Source organism: Micromonospora sp. NPDC005194, assembly GCF_040608335.1.
GTDB lineage: Bacteria > Actinomycetota > Actinomycetes > Mycobacteriales > Micromonosporaceae > Micromonospora.
In genome coordinates, this window is the sequence record NZ_JBEXIA010000041.1 from 1 (window position 1) to 16,641 (window position 16,641).

The 16,641-nt window shown below is 72.4% G+C and carries 13 protein-coding genes; 8 read left to right on the forward strand and 5 right to left on the reverse strand.

The features are described from left to right. The first annotated feature begins 109 nt into the window (after window positions 1–109). Together thiD and thiC are read left to right on the forward strand one after the other, a co-directional pair. A complete protein-coding gene (gene thiD, locus ABZU53_RS26820) occupies window positions 110–895 on the forward strand; it encodes a bifunctional hydroxymethylpyrimidine kinase/phosphomethylpyrimidine kinase (protein ID WP_355068214.1) in 786 nt (261 codons plus the stop codon). 17 nt (window positions 896–912) lie between these two features. Further along, window positions 913–2,505 carry a phosphomethylpyrimidine synthase ThiC gene (thiC, locus tag ABZU53_RS26825; RefSeq protein WP_355068215.1) on the forward strand — a complete coding sequence of 531 codons (1,593 nt, stop codon included), beginning with the start codon at window positions 913–915 and terminating at the stop codon, window positions 2,503–2,505. A gap of 123 nt (window positions 2,506–2,628) precedes the next feature. Here the strand turns inward: thiC and ABZU53_RS26830 are convergent, their stop codons facing one another. From ABZU53_RS26830 to ABZU53_RS26845, 4 genes are all read right to left on the reverse strand, one after another. Continuing rightward, on the reverse strand, window positions 2,629–5,727 hold the full coding sequence (locus tag ABZU53_RS26830) for a hypothetical protein (RefSeq protein ID WP_355068217.1): 3,099 nt from the start codon (window positions 5,725–5,727) through the stop codon (window positions 2,629–2,631). A 77-nt stretch (window positions 5,728–5,804) separates the two neighbouring features. Then, window positions 5,805–6,113, reverse strand: a complete 309-nt coding sequence (locus ABZU53_RS26835; protein WP_266246239.1) for a cupin — start codon at window positions 6,111–6,113, stop codon at window positions 5,805–5,807. Continuing rightward, window positions 6,110–7,060 carry an LLM class F420-dependent oxidoreductase gene (locus ABZU53_RS26840; RefSeq protein ID WP_355068257.1) on the reverse strand — a complete coding sequence of 317 codons (951 nt, stop codon included), beginning with the start codon at window positions 7,058–7,060 and terminating at the stop codon, window positions 6,110–6,112. The genes ABZU53_RS26835 and ABZU53_RS26840 overlap by 4 nt, the downstream gene beginning before the upstream one ends. A 2-nt stretch (window positions 7,061–7,062) precedes the next feature. Beyond that, window positions 7,063–7,848, reverse strand: coding sequence for an ABC transporter ATP-binding protein (locus tag ABZU53_RS26845; RefSeq protein WP_354863214.1), 786 nt, complete (start codon window positions 7,846–7,848; stop codon window positions 7,063–7,065). Between the two features lie 269 nt (window positions 7,849–8,117). Here ABZU53_RS26845 and ABZU53_RS26850 point away from each other — a divergent pair, with 269 nt between their 5' ends. Next, window positions 8,118–9,149: an ABC transporter substrate-binding protein gene (locus tag ABZU53_RS26850; RefSeq protein ID WP_354863213.1), complete on the forward strand. Its 1,032-nt coding sequence runs from the start codon at window positions 8,118–8,120 to the stop codon at window positions 9,147–9,149. A 100-nt stretch (window positions 9,150–9,249) separates the two neighbouring features. After that, window positions 9,250–10,110: an ABC transporter permease gene (locus tag ABZU53_RS26855; RefSeq protein ID WP_354863212.1), complete on the forward strand. Its 861-nt coding sequence runs from the start codon at window positions 9,250–9,252 to the stop codon at window positions 10,108–10,110. Between the two features lie 189 nt (window positions 10,111–10,299). Here ABZU53_RS26855 and ABZU53_RS26860 read toward each other — a convergent pair whose 3' ends face one another. Next, window positions 10,300–11,481, reverse strand: a complete 1,182-nt coding sequence (locus tag ABZU53_RS26860; RefSeq protein WP_355068219.1) for an ABC transporter substrate-binding protein — start codon at window positions 11,479–11,481, stop codon at window positions 10,300–10,302. A 444-nt stretch (window positions 11,482–11,925) separates the two neighbouring features. Here ABZU53_RS26860 and ABZU53_RS26865 point away from each other — a divergent pair, with 444 nt between their 5' ends. The 4 genes from ABZU53_RS26865 to ABZU53_RS26880 all read left to right on the forward strand — a co-directional run bounded on the left by ABZU53_RS26865 (window position 11,926) and on the right by ABZU53_RS26880 (window position 16,624). Next, complete coding sequence (locus ABZU53_RS26865) at window positions 11,926–15,156, forward strand: nitrate- and nitrite sensing domain-containing protein (protein ID WP_355068221.1); 3,231 nt, start codon at window positions 11,926–11,928, stop codon at window positions 15,154–15,156. Next, window positions 15,153–15,560: a roadblock/LC7 domain-containing protein gene (locus ABZU53_RS26870; protein WP_007465177.1), complete on the forward strand. Its 408-nt coding sequence runs from the start codon at window positions 15,153–15,155 to the stop codon at window positions 15,558–15,560. Before ABZU53_RS26865 ends, ABZU53_RS26870 begins: the two co-directional genes overlap by 4 nt. Window positions 15,561–15,651: 91 nt before the next feature. Continuing rightward, the gene (locus ABZU53_RS26875; protein ID WP_007465174.1) at window positions 15,652–16,017 is read left to right on the forward strand and encodes a DUF742 domain-containing protein; all 366 of its coding nucleotides are present in this window, start codon (window positions 15,652–15,654) and stop codon (window positions 16,015–16,017) included. Further along, on the forward strand, window positions 15,998–16,624 hold the full coding sequence (locus ABZU53_RS26880; RefSeq protein ID WP_354862014.1) for an ATP/GTP-binding protein: 627 nt from the start codon (window positions 15,998–16,000) through the stop codon (window positions 16,622–16,624). The genes ABZU53_RS26875 and ABZU53_RS26880 overlap by 20 nt, the downstream gene beginning before the upstream one ends. Window positions 16,625–16,641: the final 17 nt, after the last annotated feature.

Here is a 16,641-nt window from a genome sequence, read left to right on the forward strand (position 1 = left end):
GGTCAGGGGGTTGGGGGGGGGCGCCCAGCGGCCACCGGAGGTTAACCCCCGACCCCGCCCGGAGTGGGCACGGTCGGCCGCAGCCCCATACCGCAACCAAAGAGGCAACATGACCCCGAGCACAGTGCTAACCATCGCCGGCTCCGACTCCGGCGGCGGCGCCGGCATCCAGGCCGACCTCAAGGTCTTCGCGGCGCTCGGGGCGTACGGCACCAGCGTCCTCACGGCGGTCACCGCGCAGAACACCCGCGGTGTCGACGCCGTCCTGCCGCTGCCGCCGCGCACGGTCACCGAGCAGCTGGACAGCGTCCTCGCCGACTTCACCGTCGGCGCGGTCAAGACGGGAATGCTCGGCACACCCGCCGTCGCCGACGCGGTGGCCCAGGCTGCCCAGGACGGCCGGCTGCCCCAACTCGTCGTCGATCCGGTGCTGGTCGCCACGAGCGGCCACCGGCTCGGCGTGGTGGGTGCGGTGGAGCGGCTGCTTCCGTACGCCCGGGTGGCGACGCCGAACTGCGCGGAGGCCGCGGCCATCACCGGACGCGCGGTGGACGACCTGGCCGGGATGGTCGTCGCCGCGGAGGCCCTCGCCGCCGGCGGCCCGGAGCACGTGGTGGTCACCGGCGGTGACCTGGGTGGAGACGAAGCGGTCGACGTGCTGCACGGGGGCGGCGTCACGACCCTGCTGCGTGGGCCACGGGTGGACACCCGGCACACCCACGGCACCGGGTGCTCGTTCTCGGCGGCGATCGCCGTGCGGCTCGCGCTGGGCGATCCGGTGCCGGCGGCGGTGGGGGCCGCCAAGGAGTACGTGCTCCGCGCGCTGACCGGCGCGCGGGGCTGGGAGCTGGGCGCGGGGCGCGGGCCGCTGGATCACTTCGGCTGGTCCGCCTGATCACCAGGGAGGTTGTCATGCAGGCACGAGGCAAGGTGTACGTCGAGGGGTCACGGCCGGATGTGCGGGTGCCGTTCGCCGAGGTGGCGCTGACCGGCGACCATCCGCCGGTGCGGCTCTACGACACGTCCGGCCCGGGATCGGACCCGTCGGTGGGGTTGCCCGCGTTGCGGGGCCCGTGGATCGCCGAGCGGGGTGACGTGGCGCCGGTACGAGGCGCCGGTACGCCGCTCGCCGGTGTGGACGGACGACGTCCGACGCAGCTCGCGTACGCGCGGGCCGGCGTGGTGACGCCGGAAATGGAGTTCGTGGCGATCCGGGAGAACGTCGACCCGGAACTCGTGCGGGCCGAGATCGCCGCCGGCCGGGCGGTGCTGCCGCTCAACGTCAACCATCCGGAGTGCGAGCCGGCGATCATCGGCAAGGCGTTCCTGGTCAAGGTGAACGCCAACATCGGCACGTCGGCGGTCAGCTCGTCGGTCGCCGACGAGGTGGAGAAGCTGACCTGGGCCACCCGCTGGGGCGCCGACACCGTGATGGACCTGTCCACCGGCAAGCGGATCCACGAGACCCGTGAGGCGATCGTGCGGAACTCGCCGGTGCCGATCGGCACGGTGCCGATCTACCAGGCCCTGGAGAAGGTCGGCGGCGACCCGGTCAAGCTGAGCTGGGAGGTCTTCCGGGAAACCGTGATCGAGCAGGCCGAGCAGGGCGTCGACTACATGACTGTGCACGCCGGGGTGCTGCTGCCGTACGTGCCGCTGGCCGTGGACCGGGTCACCGGCATCGTCTCCCGGGGCGGCTCGATCATGGCGGCGTGGTGCCTGGCCCACCACGAGGAGAACTTCCTCTACACCAACTTCGCCGAGCTGTGCGCGATCCTCGCGCGCTACGACGTGACGTTCTCCCTCGGCGACGGGCTGCGGCCCGGCTCGATCGCCGACGCCAACGACGAGGCGCAGTTCGCCGAGCTGCGCACCCTCGGCGAGTTGACGACGGTCGCCTGGGAGCACGACGTGCAGGTGATGATCGAGGGCCCCGGCCACGTGCCCATGCACAAGATCAAGGAGAACGTGGATCTCCAGCAGGAGTGGTGCCACGAGGCGCCCTTCTACACGCTCGGCCCGCTGACCACCGACATCGCGCCCGCGTACGACCACATCACCTCGGCCATCGGCGCCGCGATGATCGGCATGTTCGGCACCGCCATGCTCTGCTACGTGACCCCGAAGGAGCACCTCGGCCTGCCGGACCGCGACGACGTCAAGGCGGGCGTGATCGCGTACAAGATCGCGGCCCACGCGGCGGACCTGGCCAAGGGGCACCCGGGCGCGCAGGCGTGGGACGACGCGCTGTCCAAGGCGCGGTTCGAGTTCCGCTGGGAGGACCAGTTCAACCTCTCGCTGGACCCGGAGACGGCGCGGTCGTACCACGACGCGACACTGCCTGCCGAGCCGGCGAAGACGGCGCACTTCTGCTCGATGTGCGGCCCGAAGTTCTGCTCGATGAAGATCACGCAAGAGCTCAAGGAGTACGCGGCCCGCGGCATGAAGGACAAGTCGGCGGAGTTCGTCTCCGGCGGCGGGAAGGTCTATCTGCCGCTCGCCTGACCGGTCCGGCATGGTCGACTCGGGTTCACTGAAGTCGGGGTGTCCCGGCGCGGTGGACAGCCCGGATTCAGGGAACCCGAGTCGATCAGACGGGGTCGGCGTCCCGAACGGACGTCAGGCGGGTCAGTCGCGGTGGTGACGGCCGGTGGAGCGCAGCGAGCGACGACCGTTCTCCTGCTCCGGCTCGTTGTCCGCGACCGGCTTGCCGAGCCCGGCGACCCAGTCGACGAACTCCTCGTCCTGCGTGGCCAGCGGCTCCGCCGCATCCGCCGCGGGCCGCTTCTCCTCGTCGGCCCGGGCCCGGTTGCGCCGGAACAGGCCACCGAGCCGTCCCCGCCGGGAGGGCTGCTCCGCGTCGTCCGTGGACGCCGGTGCGGCCCGCCGAGCATCGCTGGCCGGCCCGCCACTGCCGGCGGTGCCGGACGCGCGGCCCTGCTCGGGTATGCCCGGACCGGCCGACGGCGGCACGACCGGTCCCGCCGAGGCGGGCGCACCGGTAGCCTCGCCGACCCGGCCGCGCCTGCCGACGGCCCGGTCCGTCGCGTTGCTGGCCCGGTCGGTCATGCTGTTGGCCGGGTCGGTCGTGCTGTTGGCCGGGTCGGTCGTGCTGTTGGTCTGGCCCGTCGTGCTGGCGGCGCGGCCTCTCGACCAGCCCCCGTCGAGCGTGGCGGCGGTCGGGCTGTCCTGGTTCGGCGTGCTGGCGGTCGGATCTGTCGGGCTGCCCTGGTCTGGTGTGCTGGCGGTCCGATCCGACGCGGCGGCGCGTCGAGTGGTGTTGAAGGCGTCCCAGGTGCTGGCGCGGCTCAGGTCCGGCAGCGGCGCCCGGTGCCGGAAGCGGGGCGTCCAGTCGGTCGACTCCTCCGCCGGGACGGGAGCATCCGAACCGGACGGTTCGGGGTCGGCCGCCCCCGTCGCCGATCCGGTGGTCCACGCCGAGGTGACCGGCCAGGCCGGTGCCGTCGGGGCCCACAGGGCGGTCCCCGGGCCGTCGGCGGTCGCCTCACCGAACAACGAAGCGCCGCCGTCGCTCTCGGCCGCGGATCGTTCGGCGCGGCCCGTCCCGGACCCCTCGACGGGTGCGGGATCCCCAACCGGGGTGGTGGTGACCGCCGGCTCGGTGCTGGCGGCCCCGTCGCGCCGGCTCTCTCCACCGGTCCCGACGGTCTGCTCCTGCGGATCCTTGCCGCCGGTCTGATTCGCCTGGCCGGGCTCGGTGTCCTGGCCGGGCTCGGTGTCCTGGCCGGGCTCGGTGTCCTGGCCGGGCTCGGTGTGCCGGCCGGGCAGGGGAGCGTCCTGGTCGACGGGTCCGGCGGAGTCGGCGCCGGTCAGGTCGGTGGCCTTGCCGGACCGGGCCGGCCGCCTGGTGCGCCCAGCGGTCGATCCGGCGGCTGCCGCCGTGTGCTCGGCGGTCGTGCCCGGAGTGACGTCGGCGGGGGTGGACTTCGGCTTGCGCGTACGGCGCGGCTTGGGTGCGGGCGAGTCGGCCGCGCCCTCGCCCGCGCTGCTCGCGCTCGGCGTGGCCGCGTCGCCCGCGCTCGGCGTGCCCGGGGCCGTCGTGCCCGTGACCGGTGTGCCCGGGGCCGTCGTGCCCGTGACCGGCGTGACCGTGGCCGGCGTGCCTGGGGCCGGCGTGCCTGGGGCCGTCGTGACCGGGGTCGTCGGGTCGCTGGTCGTCGTGCGGTCACTGTCCCGCTTGTCCCCGCCGGCCGTGGTCGTCGTCGTGCTGCCGGTCGGGTCGTCGGCGCCCGCGTCGGGCGTCGGACCGACGGCCCCGGTACCGACGGCCCCTGTGTCGCCGGCCGCAGCGGTGGACGTCGCCGCGGTGGACGCCGGGACGGTAGGGGCCGGGTCGGCGGGGCCGATGGGGTCCGCGTCCCGGCTCGACGGGGCCGACTGTCGCCCGGCGGTGAACTCGCCGGTCGGGTCGGTCAGCCAGGAGGCGGGGGCCGGCGGGTTGGTCGCGCGGTCGTGCTGCCCGCCCGTGTGGAGCGCGTCCCGGGTCGGGGTGCCCGCCGTCGGCGCGTCCGGGGTGGTGTCGGCGTGCTGGCGGCGGCCGACCGGCCGGGACGCCTGCCCGGGGGGCGTCGCGTCGGTGGGGACGGCGCCGTGCTGGCCGCTCGCCGTGGTCGCCGGCCAGTCCCAGTGGGCGGGGACGGTGCGTACGGTGGCGGTGTCGTCGGCGGCGCGCGGACCCGGACCGGTCTTGGTCAGGTGCCCACCGGTGGGGGCCGCGTCGGCGGTGGGCTCGGTGTCACGGTGGTCGTCGACCGGACCCGTCGACCTCGCCGCTTCGGCGCCCGGCAGGGGCGGGCCGGCGGGCAGCGGGCGCAGGATGTCGGTCGGCTGGATCGCCTGGGGATCGGCGGTGCGGGCGCCGACGGGCCAGCGCAGCAGGGCGGCGGCCGCGGCGCCGAGGGCGCCGGCGAGGATCGCGATCAGCGCGCCGTAGTAGGGGGTGGTCTGGTAGCGGTCCACCGCGTCGCCGGGGCCAGCGGTCAGGTACGCGAATGCCACCAGCACCGGACCGGCCACCCCGGTCACCCCGCTGATCAGCGGAACTTGGCCGCGCCAGCGGGCCAACCCGGCGGTCGCGGCGCCCGCGAGCAGCGCCACCACGGGCAGCAGGAGCAGCGCCAGACGCTGCGCGGCGGCGTCGTCCAGCCAGTTCGGTTCGAGTACGCCGAGTCGGACCGTGGGCAGCGGGCCGGCCGTGCCGAGCGACGGCAGGACGGAAATGAACGCCAGCAGCCAGACCGCCCCGGCCACGGCCGCCATGTTCCAGCCCAGTTCCGGTCGGAACAGTACGGCGACGGCCGCGCCCGCTCCGATGACCGCCCCGAGAATGGCGCAGATGCCGACCGCCCAGACCGGGTCCACCGAGATCAACTCGGCGGCTCGGGCGGGCTGCATGCAGAGCGGGGCCACGGCGGTGGCGCCGAGTGCGGCCGCGCCGCCGATGGCCAGTTGCCGGCCGATGCTGGCCGGCGGGGTGTCCCGGCGGGCCAGACGCCCGGTCAGGACGGCACCGGCGACGGCGGCGTTCGCGGCGAACCAGCCCACCCAGACGAGCTGGGCCGGCCACTGGTTGACGGTCGTGCCGGTGAAGGCGCCGGTGAGTCGGACGATGCCGAAGCCGTACGCGACGCCGAGCTGGCCGGCTCCGGCCAGCACGCTCACCCCGAGCGCCGTGAGCAGTAATCTGCCCCAGGTCCGAAAGGCCATGTCCGGCACGTTACGCACCTGGTACACCCGATCGCCACCGGCACGCCGCGCGGCGGGGCGAGGCGCTCCCGGCGGGTCTACTTGAGTTCGACCAGTCGGGCCAGGTATGTCGTGTCCCCGACATTGGTGAGCATGTGTACGGCACCGGGGTCCCGGTAGACGACTCCGCCGGTGGGCTCGTCGGCGTCGATCCGGGTGCCGTCGATGGTCTGTACGACGTTTTTCGCGCCCTGGATCGCCACCACCAGGTAGGGGTGGTCGTGCCGGTGCAGGGGCTGCCGCTCGCCCGGTTCGAGCCGGATGTGCCAGACCCGGACCCGGTCGTTCTCGTACACGATCTCCTGGCCCACCGGCCCGAGTTCGGTGCCGTCGATCACATCCGTCATCGTCCACCGTCCAGTTGGGGAAGCACCTCGGCGGCGATCAGCTCGAGGTGGTCGAGGTCGTCAAGGTCGGTCATGCGCAGGTGCACCCGGGTGCCGCCGATCTCGGCGAACTCGCCGATTCGCTGCACGAGCTGCGCGGGCGAGCCGACCACCGGGTCCTCCGGTGGCAGCGCGCTCTTCTCGTGCAGTGGCGCGGCCCGCAGCTGCGCCTCGGCGTCGGTGCGGCCGATGGCCACCACGATCCCGGCGGAGAGCACCAGCGGGGCGCGGCCGGCCTCCGTGCGACCCACGCGGTCGCACGCCTCCCGCACCCGGTCGTACGCCCCGGCGGTCTCGGCCACGGACTTGAACGGCATGTTGAACTCGTCGGCGTAGCGGGCGGCCAGTTCGGGGGTCCGCTTGGGACCGCGCCCGCCCACGATGATCGGCGGTCCGGGCACCTGCGCCGGTTTGGGCAGCGCGGGCGCGTCCACCAGCCGGTAGTGGTCACCGGTGAAGCTGTACGTCTCGCCCATCGGGGTGGCCCACAGCCCGGTGATCACCTCAAGCTGCTCGGCCAGTCGATCGAAGCGCTCGCCGACGGGCGGGAACGGGATGCCGTACGAGGTGTGCTCGCGCTCGTACCAGCCGGCGCCGATGCCGAGGTCGACCCGGCCGCCACTCATCTGGTCGACCTGTGCGACCAGCACGGCGAGAGGGCCGGGCAGGCGGAAGGTCGCCGACGTGACCAGGGTGCCGAGCCGGATCCGTTGGGTCTCGCGGGCCAGCGCGGCGAGGGTCAGCCAGGCGTCCGTCGGGCCGGGCAGGCCCGGGTCGGCGCCCATCGACTGGTAGTGGTCGGCGCGGAGGAAGCCCTCGTAGCCGCCGGCCTCGACCAGTCGGGCGAACCGGAGCTGGATGTCGTAGTCGGCACCCCGGTGGGGCTCGGTGAAGACCGACACCCGCATGTTCATCGTCCCTCCGCGCCGGCCGCGGCCGGCTGGTCGCGTTCCATCAACAGCTCGTGCAGGTCGGCGCTGACCCGGGCGACGTCGGCGAGGTGGGCGTTGCGACCCAGGGTGCGGGGTCGGGGGATGGCCACCTCGACCACCTTGCGGATCCGGCCGGGGCGAGGACTCAGCACGACCACCCGGTCGGCGAGCAGCACCGCCTCGTCGATCGAGTGGGTGACGAAGACGATGGTGGGCTTGTTCTCCATGTGCACGCGCTGGAGTTCGCCGGACAGTTCCTCGCGGGTGAGCGCGTCGAGCGCGGAGAACGGCTCGTCCATCAGCATCACCCGCGGCTCGCCGATCAGCGACCGGCACAGCGACACCCGCTGCTGCATGCCACCGGAGAGTTCGTGCGGCAGCCGCTTCTCGAACCCGGAGAGCCCGGCCACGTCGAGCAGTTGCCGGGCTCGCTCGCGGTGCTTGGCGCGGCTCCAGCCGAAGATCTCCACCGGCAGCAGGACGTTGTCCAGCACACTGCGCCACGGCAGCAGCGCCGGCTTCTGGAAGAGCATGGCGATGTCGCGGCGGGGTCGGGTGATCGGCGTACCGGCCACGGTGATCTCGCCGGAGGTCAGCGGGAGCAGCCCGGCGATCAACCGCAGCAGGGTGGACTTCCCGCAGCCGGAGCGCCCGAGCACGGCCACGAACTCGCCCTCGGCGACGTCGAGGTCGATGCCGCGAAGGGCTTCGACCCGGCCGGACCGGCCCTCGAAGGTACGCGACACCCCGGACAGTCGGATCATCTGCGGCGTACCTCCGCTGAGTGGACGGTCAGGAATCCGACAAAGGCTAGCTGCCCCGTTGACATTCCGCACCGTCCGGGGTGGTCGTCATGTTGTATCCGTTCCGCAACCCAATACGCCTGGCGTCGCAACTGTGGGTTTCTCGTACGCTGTGCCCGCGAAGAGTCCCCTCACGATGGCGGTGCCCGGCTTGCCCCTCCTGCCGGCACCGTCGCGACAACCCCCGCCGGTGGCCTGCGGTCCCGGTCGGAAAGGACATGGTGCTACTGATGAGAAGGCTGACCCGTACGGTCGCTACGGCCGCGCTGGCCACCGCCCTCGCCCTCGTCTCCGCCTGCAGCAGCGGGTCGGACTCGTCCGACGACGCCAAGGGCGGCAAAGACGGAGCACTGGAGAAGGTGACCTACCTCACCTCCTTCGGCAACTTCGGCCGTGACTCCTACGCCTGGGTGGCGAAGGAGAAGGGCTTCTTCAAGGAGGCCGGCTTCGACGTCGAGATCAAGGCCGGCCAGGGCACCGGCGGCGTGATCCAGACGGTCGTCGGCGGCCAGGCGGACTTCGGGCCGATCGACCTCACCGGTGGTCTGCTCCAGCTCGGTAACGGCCAGGCGAAGGACTTCACCGCCGTGGCCGCGATCCAGCAGCGCACGATGGCGGGCATCGCCACCGTCGAGGGCAAGAACATCAACTCGCCCAAGGACCTGGAGGGCAAGAAGCTCGCCGACACCCCCGGCTCCGTGGTCCGCAACCTGTTCCCGACGTACGCCCGGCTCGCCGGTGTGGACGCCAGCAAGGTGACCTGGGTCAACGGTGAGGCGCAGGCGCTGATCGGCACCCTGGCCAGCGGCTCGGTGGACGGCATCGGCCAGTTCGTCGTCGGCCAGCCGACGATCGAGGCGGTGGCCAAGAAGAAGGCCGTCATGCTGCCGTACAGCAACGTGATGCAGGACCTCTACGGCAACGTGCTGATCACCTCCTCGAAGATCGCCAAGGAGAAGCCCGAGATGGTGAAGCGGTTCACCGCGGCGCTGCTCAAGGGCCTCGAGTACAGCCTGGCGAACTCCAAGGAGGCCGGCGAGATCCTGAAGAAGAACGTCGACGCGGCCAACCCGGTGGCCGCCGCCGCCGAGCTGGACCTGATGGCCGCGTACGTGCGTTCCGGCAACTCCGGCACCGCGATCGGCACGCTGGACAGCGGCCGGGTCGCGAAGAGCATCGCGATCCTGCAGGGCGCGGGCGCGCTCAAGCAGAACATCACCCCCGAGCAGATCATCGACTTCAGCCTCGCGCCGAAGGCCTGATCGTCCGGTCGCCACCAGGGGGTACGTCCCGCCGGATCCGGCGGGACGTACCCCCGTCGCTCGTCGGCCCCCAGGGCCGTCGGATTTCGAGGAGGACAAGATGACCGACGTGCGGTCAGTCGAGCCGGCGGTGACGGTGCCCCCATCCCCGGGTGCCGGCCCGGAGGCGGGACGGGCGGGTCGGGGCGCCGGCCTGCGCGCCGGGGTCGGGGCGGCGCTGCTGCCCGCGGCCGGTCTGCTGGTCGCCCTGGCGGCGTGGTGGCTGATCGCCCGGCTGGAGCTGATCCCGCCGGCCGCCCTGCCGCCGCCGGGGGGTGTGTTCAGCGCGTTCGTCGACAAGCCCGCCCAGATGCTGGAGCACACCGGGACCACCCTGCTGGAGATCCTGGTCGGCTTCGCCCTGTCGGCGGCCGCCGGCGTCCTGATCGGACTGTCCCTGGCCAGTTCCCGCGCCGTGGAGCGGATGTTCACGCCGCTGCTGGTCGCGGTGAACGCGGTGCCGAAGATCACGTTGGGCCCGCTGCTGGTGGTGGCGCTGGGCTGGGGTCAGAAGCCGATCCTGACCATGGTGTTCCTGCTCTGCTTCTTTCCGATCGTGCTGTCCACCGCGACCGGGCTGACCACCACGCCGGCCGACCTGGCCGAGCTGGTCCGGTCGTGGAACGCCTCCCGCTGGCAGGCGTTCCGCAAGGTGCGGTTCCCGGCGGCGCTGCCGCAGATCTTCGTCGGGCTCAAGGTGGCCATGCCGCTGGCGGCCATCGGCGCGGTGATCGGTGAGTTCCAGGCCGGGGAGAGTGGCCTGGGCTACGTCATCCTCCAATACGCGGGCGTCGGCGACTACGCCACCGCCTGGGCGGCCATCCTGCTGGTGGCGCTGGTGAGCATCCTGCTCTACTCCGCGCTCGTGCTCATCGAGCGGATCGCCCTGCCCTGGGTAAGAGAAACCACCAGCAGCCGCTGACCCCGATCGGCAGAGCTGAACAACAAAGGCAACGCGAAGGGCCGGCCCCCACGAAGGAGGCCGGCCCGTTCCGATAACGGTGACGCGGGAGGGCTGTGGCCTACCGTGCCCGGCGGAGGGATCAAGCCTGACCGCCCGGAGCCGGGCACGGTAGGCCACAGCCCTCAACCTGGCACACGACGAGCCGAGCTACCCCGCCAACCGCCAGCGCCCGTTTCGCGCGACCAGCGTGGTGAGCGCCTGCGGCATGAGGCCGGAGTGGTTGTCGGGCGTCATGCGGATCGGGCCGGAGAGGCCGTCGATCTGGGACGTCTCCAGCACGTCGCGGATGCCGTCCCGGTCGACCTTCCCGGCCGGGCCGCCGGCCCGCAGTTCGGCGTCGGCGATCAGCTGGATCGCGTCGGCGGCGAAGGACGAGGCTCCGTTGTAGCCGCCGAAGCGGGCCGTGTAGTCCTGGAACCACTGCCGCCGGGCCGCCTTCGCCGGGGTGGTGGCGATCACGTCGTCGATCACCATGGTCTGGGTGAAGATCAGCGTGGCCCGCTCGGTGGCTCGGGCCGCGGCGCCGAGGAAGAGATCGCCGGCCGCTCCCGCGTCGAAGAACAGCGCCCCCCGGAACGAGGCCTGTTGGGCGCTGGTCGCGGCCAGCGCGGCCTGCTCCGGCGGTGTCCAGACGACCAGCGCGTCGGGCTTGAGCTTGGTGAGTTTGTCGACCTGCTGGCCGACCTCGGTGTCGGTGGTCTTCACCGACTCCTCACCGGCCACCTTGATGCTGGCCTTGGTCAGTTCGCGGCGCAGTGCGAGCATGCCTTCCCGGCCGTAGTCGTCGTTGCTGGCGAGCAGGCCCACCTTGCGGACGTTCTTGCGACGCAGTTCGGTGGTGAGCGCCGCGGCGCTGTCCGCCGCGTTCGGGCCGAGTTTGAACACGTAGCGCCGCTCGGCGACCGGGCTGGCGATCGCACCGGAAGCGGCGAGCGCAATGGTGGGAATCCGCTTGTCGTTGATGATCCCGACCGCGCCGACCGCGCATTCGTTACAGCCGCCCATGACGATGGCGCTGACTTGGGAATCGCTGCTGAACTCGGCGATGTTGCGCAGTGACTCGGCGGCGTCGGAACGGTTGTCCTTGACCTTCAGATCGATCTTCCGGCCGTTCAGTGCTCCGGAGGAGTTCAACTGCTCGACCTTGAGTTTCAGGGCCCGCTGGTATGTCTGACCGACGGGGGCCGCAGCCCCGGAGAGTTCGAGATCGGCAGCGATCACGATCGGACTCGTGTCCTGCTCCGCTCCACCGAACTGGCAGCCGGTGAGCGTGGTGGCCACTACGGCCGATGCGAGCGCCGCGATGGTCGCGGAGCGGATGGGGCTCAACTCAGTCCTCCAGGTGCGGGCGCGGGCGCTGCCCGGTCACCGCCGCTAATCCGTCCTCAGTGGAGGACGGGATCTCCTCTGCCGTACGGTGTGCGCGAAGCCTGCAAAACCTTGCCAATGGCCGGCGCTGTGGTCAAGCGCGGACCCCGGTTGCATTTTCGGGACGGTCATCCCACATGCTGGGGTAACACAATGTTTGCAAAAGCTCACTTTGCATACACGCGTGACCACTCTGGAGTTACATGCCCTGTTCAGGGGCTTGCGGAAATGAAGGTATCAGTTGACCGGATCAGGGGTTCCGCGCCGTCCGACCGTTTCCTGCCTCACTGCGGCTTCCCAAACACGATCTTCTCTGATGAAATCGCGGCCGTGCCGCACGTGGTCCCCTCCGCTTACGGCACGGCTCGGCGGGCCAGGCGGGGAAGAAACGACGGAGGCGATGTCGTGAGCACCGGACCGACGACCCTGCCCGCGCTCGGCGAGAATGCTCGGCGTACGCGCCGGCGCCTGCCGAGACTGCGGGACGCCCGGATCCGGTCCAAGCTGGCGCTGATTCTGGTCGTTCCGGTGGCCGCCGTTATCGCGCTGGCCACCGTCCGGCTCATCTCGGTGGGCGAGGGCGCCTACGACGCCACCCGGGCCCGGTCGCTCACCGCGCTCTCCATCGACGTCAGCGCGCTGACCCAGGATCTCCAGGCCGAGCGGATGGCCGCGGCGGCCTACCTGGCCGCTCCGCAGCAGCCCGCCGACGCGTACAACCTGCGGGTGCGCCAGACGCAGCAGCGTGTGGACCAGTACAACGCCGAGCGGGGCCGCATCGGCGACGTGCCGGCGGCGCTGCGGGACCGGCTGGCGGCGATCGACGACCACCTGTCCACCCTGGACGGCACCCGCCAGGAGGTGCTGGACCGCCGGCAGATGGCGGTCGCCGAGGCGGTGCTGCGCTACGGCGTCATCCTCACCGACCTGGTCGCCTACGGCGACGGGCTGGCCCAGCTGCCCGGCGACGAGAGCCTGTCGGACAGCCGTCGCGCGGTCGCCGCGTTCGCCCGCGCCAAGGCGTCCGTCGCCGAGGAGGAGGCGGTCGCCTTCACGGCGCTGACCGCCGGCCAGCTCGACCCGGAGCAGTTCTCCTCCTTCGTGGCCACGCTGACCAGCCAGCAGGAGGCACTGGTCGCCTTCTCGCTCGCCGCTGACCCCGTGCAGCGGGCCCTCGTCGACAGCACCGTCTCCGGTGACGCGGTCGGCCTCTCCGACCGGGTCGCCACCGACATCACCCGCTCCGTCGGGCAGCGCCCGCTGGTCAGCGCGCAGGACGCCACCGCCGCCATCGGCGCGGTCAACGACCTGATGCGCTGGGCCGAGACCCAACTGCAGGACCGGCTGCTCGAGCAGGCCGACCAGGCGCGTTCGGACGTCATCCGGCAGGCCGTGGTCGAGTCGATCCTGGTGCTGCTCACCCTGATCATCGCGGTGTCGCTGGCCGTGGTGCTGGCTCGATCGCTGAACCACTCGCTGCGCCGGCTGCGCGAGGGCGCGCTCTCGGTGGCCAACCACGACCTGCCGGACGCCGTGCAGCGGCTGCAGAACATGGGCAGCGTGGGTGACGGTGGCGTGGACGAGATCGTCCGCCAGGTCCGGGACCCGATCCAGCTGAACAGCCGTGACGAGGTCGGTCAGGTGGCGTTGGCCTTCAACGTCGTCCACCGGGAGGCGGTGCGGGTCGCCGCCGAGCAGGCCGCACTGCGCACCAGCGTCTCGGCGATGTTCCTCAACCTGGCCCGCCGCAGTCAGACCCTCGTCGACCGGATGATCGGCGAGCTGGACGCGATCGAGCGCGGCGAGGAGGACCCGAAGCGGCTGGCCCAGCTCTTCGAGTTGGACCACCTGGCCACCCGAATGCGCCGTAACGACGAGAACCTGCTGGTCCTGGCAGGCGCCGACTCCGGCGCACCGCGCCGCGACGACGCGTTGGTCGTGGACGTGCTGCGCGCCGCGCAGTCCGAGGTGGAGCTCTACAACCGCATCGAGTTCGGCACCGTCGACACCGACATCTCGGTGGCCGCGCACGCCGTCAACGACGTGGTACGCCTCGTTGCCGAGCTGCTGGACAACGCCACCCGGTTCTCGCCGCCGAACACGACGGTCGTCGCCGACGGTCGCCGCATCCGCGACTACGTCCTGATCCAGATCGAGGACCGCGGGCTCGGCCTCACCGACGAGCAGCTCGACTCGCTCAACCGCCGGCTGGCCGCCCCGCCGAGCGTGGACGTCGCCGCGTTCCGGTTGATGGGTCTGGCCGTGGTGAGCCGGCTCGCCTCCCGCTACGGCATCAGGGTGGAGCTGCGCCGCAACGTCGAGGGCGGCACCGTCGCCCAGGTGACGCTGCCCGCCGCCACCGTGCTCCTGCCCAGCAACCGGGGCCGCGAGCAGGTGCTCACCCGTCCGCGCCAGCCGATGGCGGTCGAGCAGACGCCGCTCACCCCGGTCAACCACGCCGAGTCGTACGCCGGGGCCACCACCGCGGCGGCGACGCTGCCCGACCAGTGGCGGACCAGCGCCCCTGCGCCCGCGCAGTGGCAGTCGCCGGTCGACGCGCGGGACACCGCCCCGGCCGTGCAGGCCGGCGGCTACACCGGGGCCCGCCCGACGGTGCCGCCCGCCGCCGCGCCGGCCACCCCGGTCCCCCCCGCCCGAACCGCGTACAGCAACGGCGCGGGCACCTCGGTGGGCAGCCCGACCGTGGCGTACCCGACCATCGACGCGCTGCCTCGACGCGGCTCGACGGCCGACACCACGGACGGTCGGAGCGCGCCGGTACTGCCCGTCGGGCCGGTCGCCGGTCCCGGAGCGGTCGCCCCGCCGGCGCCGCCCGCGACGCCGGCCCCGCCCGTGCAGCCCGCCCCGCCGGCCACGCCGCCGACGCCCGCCGCGCCGGTCAGCACCCGGCCGGAGTTCCCCGCCGAGGCGCCGATCTTCCGGGAGATGGAGGCGGTCTGGTTCCGGTCGCACGGCGACGACGCCACCGCGATCTTCACCCGGCCGCAGTTCGACACACCGCCCGCGCCCGCCGACGCCGGCCTGCGGGGGGCCAACGGCGGTCAACCGGCCACCGCGTCCGCGCCGGCGACCGCGCCGGCCCGACCGCCACTGCCCACCCGCACCCCGGGCAGTTCCGAGGGCACCGGACCGCAGAGCGTGGGAAGCATGGACGGATTCGGCGGTGCGAACACCGGCGGTCGTGGCGGTGCGAGCACCGGCAATCGTGGCGGTGTGAGCACCGGCGGTCGCGGCGCCTCGACGCCGAAACCACCGCCGTCGTACACCCCGCCGGCCGTCCCGACGGCGCCGGTAGCGGCCCCCGCCGCCACGGCGAGCACGCCCCCGCCGGCCACGGACCCGGACGCCTGGCGGACGGCGGCTGACGAGGGCTGGTCGCTGGCCAGCCGGGCCGCCGAGCCGGCCGCCGCCGGCACCACCCGCTCGGGTCTGCCCAAGCGGGTGCCGCAGGCACAGCTCGTGCCGGGTGGCATCGAACCGAAGGGTGGCCGGGACCGCAGCCGGCGGACCCCCGATGAAGTACGCGGCCTGTTGTCGGCCTACCACCGCGGCGTACAGCGTGGTCGGACGGCCGGCACGGACCTGAACAGCACCTCGACCAAGGAGAGCCGATGAACAGGCCAGCTGCCATGCAGGACATGGGTTGGCTGCTCACCAACTTCGCCGACAGCGTGGCGGGCATCGCCCACGTGGTGGCGGTGTCCGCCGACGGGCTGCTGCTCGCGTCCTCCCGGGACCTGCCGGGGGACCGGGCGGACCAGCTCGCCGCGATCACCTCCGGCGTGGTGAGCCTGACCGAGGGCGCGGCCCGGATGTTCAGCGCGGGCGGGGTGTTGCAGACCGTCATCGAGATGGACAGCGGTTACCTCTTCCTCATGTCGATCAGCGACGGCTCGTCGATGGCCGTGCTGGCCGCGCGGAGCTGCGATGTGGGCCAGGTGGGCTACGAGATGGCGCTGCTGGTGGAGCGGGTCGGTGCCGCGCTGGTGCCGCTGCCGAGGGACGCGGTGCGTTCGTAGCGCCGGTAGACCCGGCGCGCGGACCGCGCGCCGGAACAGGGATGGGAGGCGGTGTGGGCCGGCTCCGCTGGGGACGAGGAGGTGATCATGGATGGACCAACGGCGCGCTGACCCGCGCGGCGCTCTGGTGCGTCCGTACGCGGTCACCCGTGGTCGTACCGAGCCCCGGCAGGACATCGCCCTCGAGGCGGTCCTCACGGCCTCTCCCACTCAGGTTGCCGAGTCCCGTTTCGCGGGGCACGACAAGCACCGCATCGCCACCGTCTGCGAGGGCCGTGCACAGTCGCTGGCGGAGATCGCCGCGTACACCCGGATGCCGCTGGGCGTCGCCCGGGTACTGGTCGCCGACATGGTGGCCGAGAGCCTGCTGACGTTACACACTGCTGCTCCCGCCGAGGGGTTCGAGGAGCGGATGGAACTGCTTGGAAGGGTGCTAAGTGGACTTCGCAGGCTATGACCCCCCCGCTGGGGGGCGGCCGAGCCGGGGAATCGTCTCCGCGAAGATCGTCGTCGCGGGCGGCTTCGGCGTCGGTAAGACGACCCTCGTCGGCTCGATCTCCGAGATCACGCCGCTGACGACCGAGGCGGTGATGACAGCCGCGGGTGTCGGTATCGACGACCCGTCCAAGGTGCCGGGCAAGGAGACCACCACGGTCGCCATGGACTTCGGCCGGATCACCATGGCCCAGGACCTGATCCTGTACCTGTTCGGTACGCCGGGTCAGACCCGCTTCTGGTTCATGTGGGACGAGATCATCCGAGGTGCGGTGGGTGCCGCCGTCCTGGTGGACACCCGCCGGATCACCGACGCGTTCGCCCCGCTGGACTACTTCGAGAACCGCAACCTGCCGTACGTGGTGGCGCTGAACCGGTTCGACGGCGCTCCCCAGTACGAGCTGGAGGAGATCCGCGAGGCGCTGGCCATCTCGCCGCAGGTGCCGTTGGTGATGACCGACGCCCGGCACCGGGATTCGGTCAAGCAGGTGCTGGTGACGGTGGTCGAGCACGCGATGCTCCGGCTCCAGGCCGAGCACGGTCGGGGCTTCCCCACGCCGGTCGGCTGAACCACCGCGTCGTGGCC

What these genes read in the sequence shown, in the direction of transcription:
- ABZU53_RS26835 (WP_266246239.1), bottom strand. Translation starts at nt 6,113, where the DNA reads ATGACGGATGTGATCGACGGCACCGAACTCGGGCCGGTGGGCCAGGAG.
- ABZU53_RS26845 (WP_354863214.1), bottom strand. Translation starts at nt 7,848, where the DNA reads ATGATCCGACTGTCCGGGGTGTCGCGTACCTTCGAGGGCCGGTCCGGC.
- ABZU53_RS26850 (WP_354863213.1), top strand. Translation starts at nt 8,118, where the DNA reads ATGAGAAGGCTGACCCGTACGGTCGCTACGGCCGCGCTGGCCACCGCC.
- ABZU53_RS26830 (WP_355068217.1), bottom strand. Translation starts at nt 5,727, where the DNA reads ATGGCCTTTCGGACCTGGGGCAGATTACTGCTCACGGCGCTCGGGGTG.
- ABZU53_RS26855 (WP_354863212.1), top strand. Translation starts at nt 9,250, where the DNA reads ATGACCGACGTGCGGTCAGTCGAGCCGGCGGTGACGGTGCCCCCATCC.
- ABZU53_RS26875 (WP_007465174.1), top strand. Translation starts at nt 15,652, where the DNA reads ATGGACCAACGGCGCGCTGACCCGCGCGGCGCTCTGGTGCGTCCGTAC.
- ABZU53_RS26870 (WP_007465177.1), top strand. Translation starts at nt 15,153, where the DNA reads ATGAACAGGCCAGCTGCCATGCAGGACATGGGTTGGCTGCTCACCAAC.
- thiC (WP_355068215.1), top strand. Translation starts at nt 913, where the DNA reads ATGCAGGCACGAGGCAAGGTGTACGTCGAGGGGTCACGGCCGGATGTG.
- thiD (WP_355068214.1), top strand. Translation starts at nt 110, where the DNA reads ATGACCCCGAGCACAGTGCTAACCATCGCCGGCTCCGACTCCGGCGGC.
- ABZU53_RS26840 (WP_355068257.1), bottom strand. Translation starts at nt 7,060, where the DNA reads ATGCGGGTGTCGGTCTTCACCGAGCCCCACCGGGGTGCCGACTACGAC.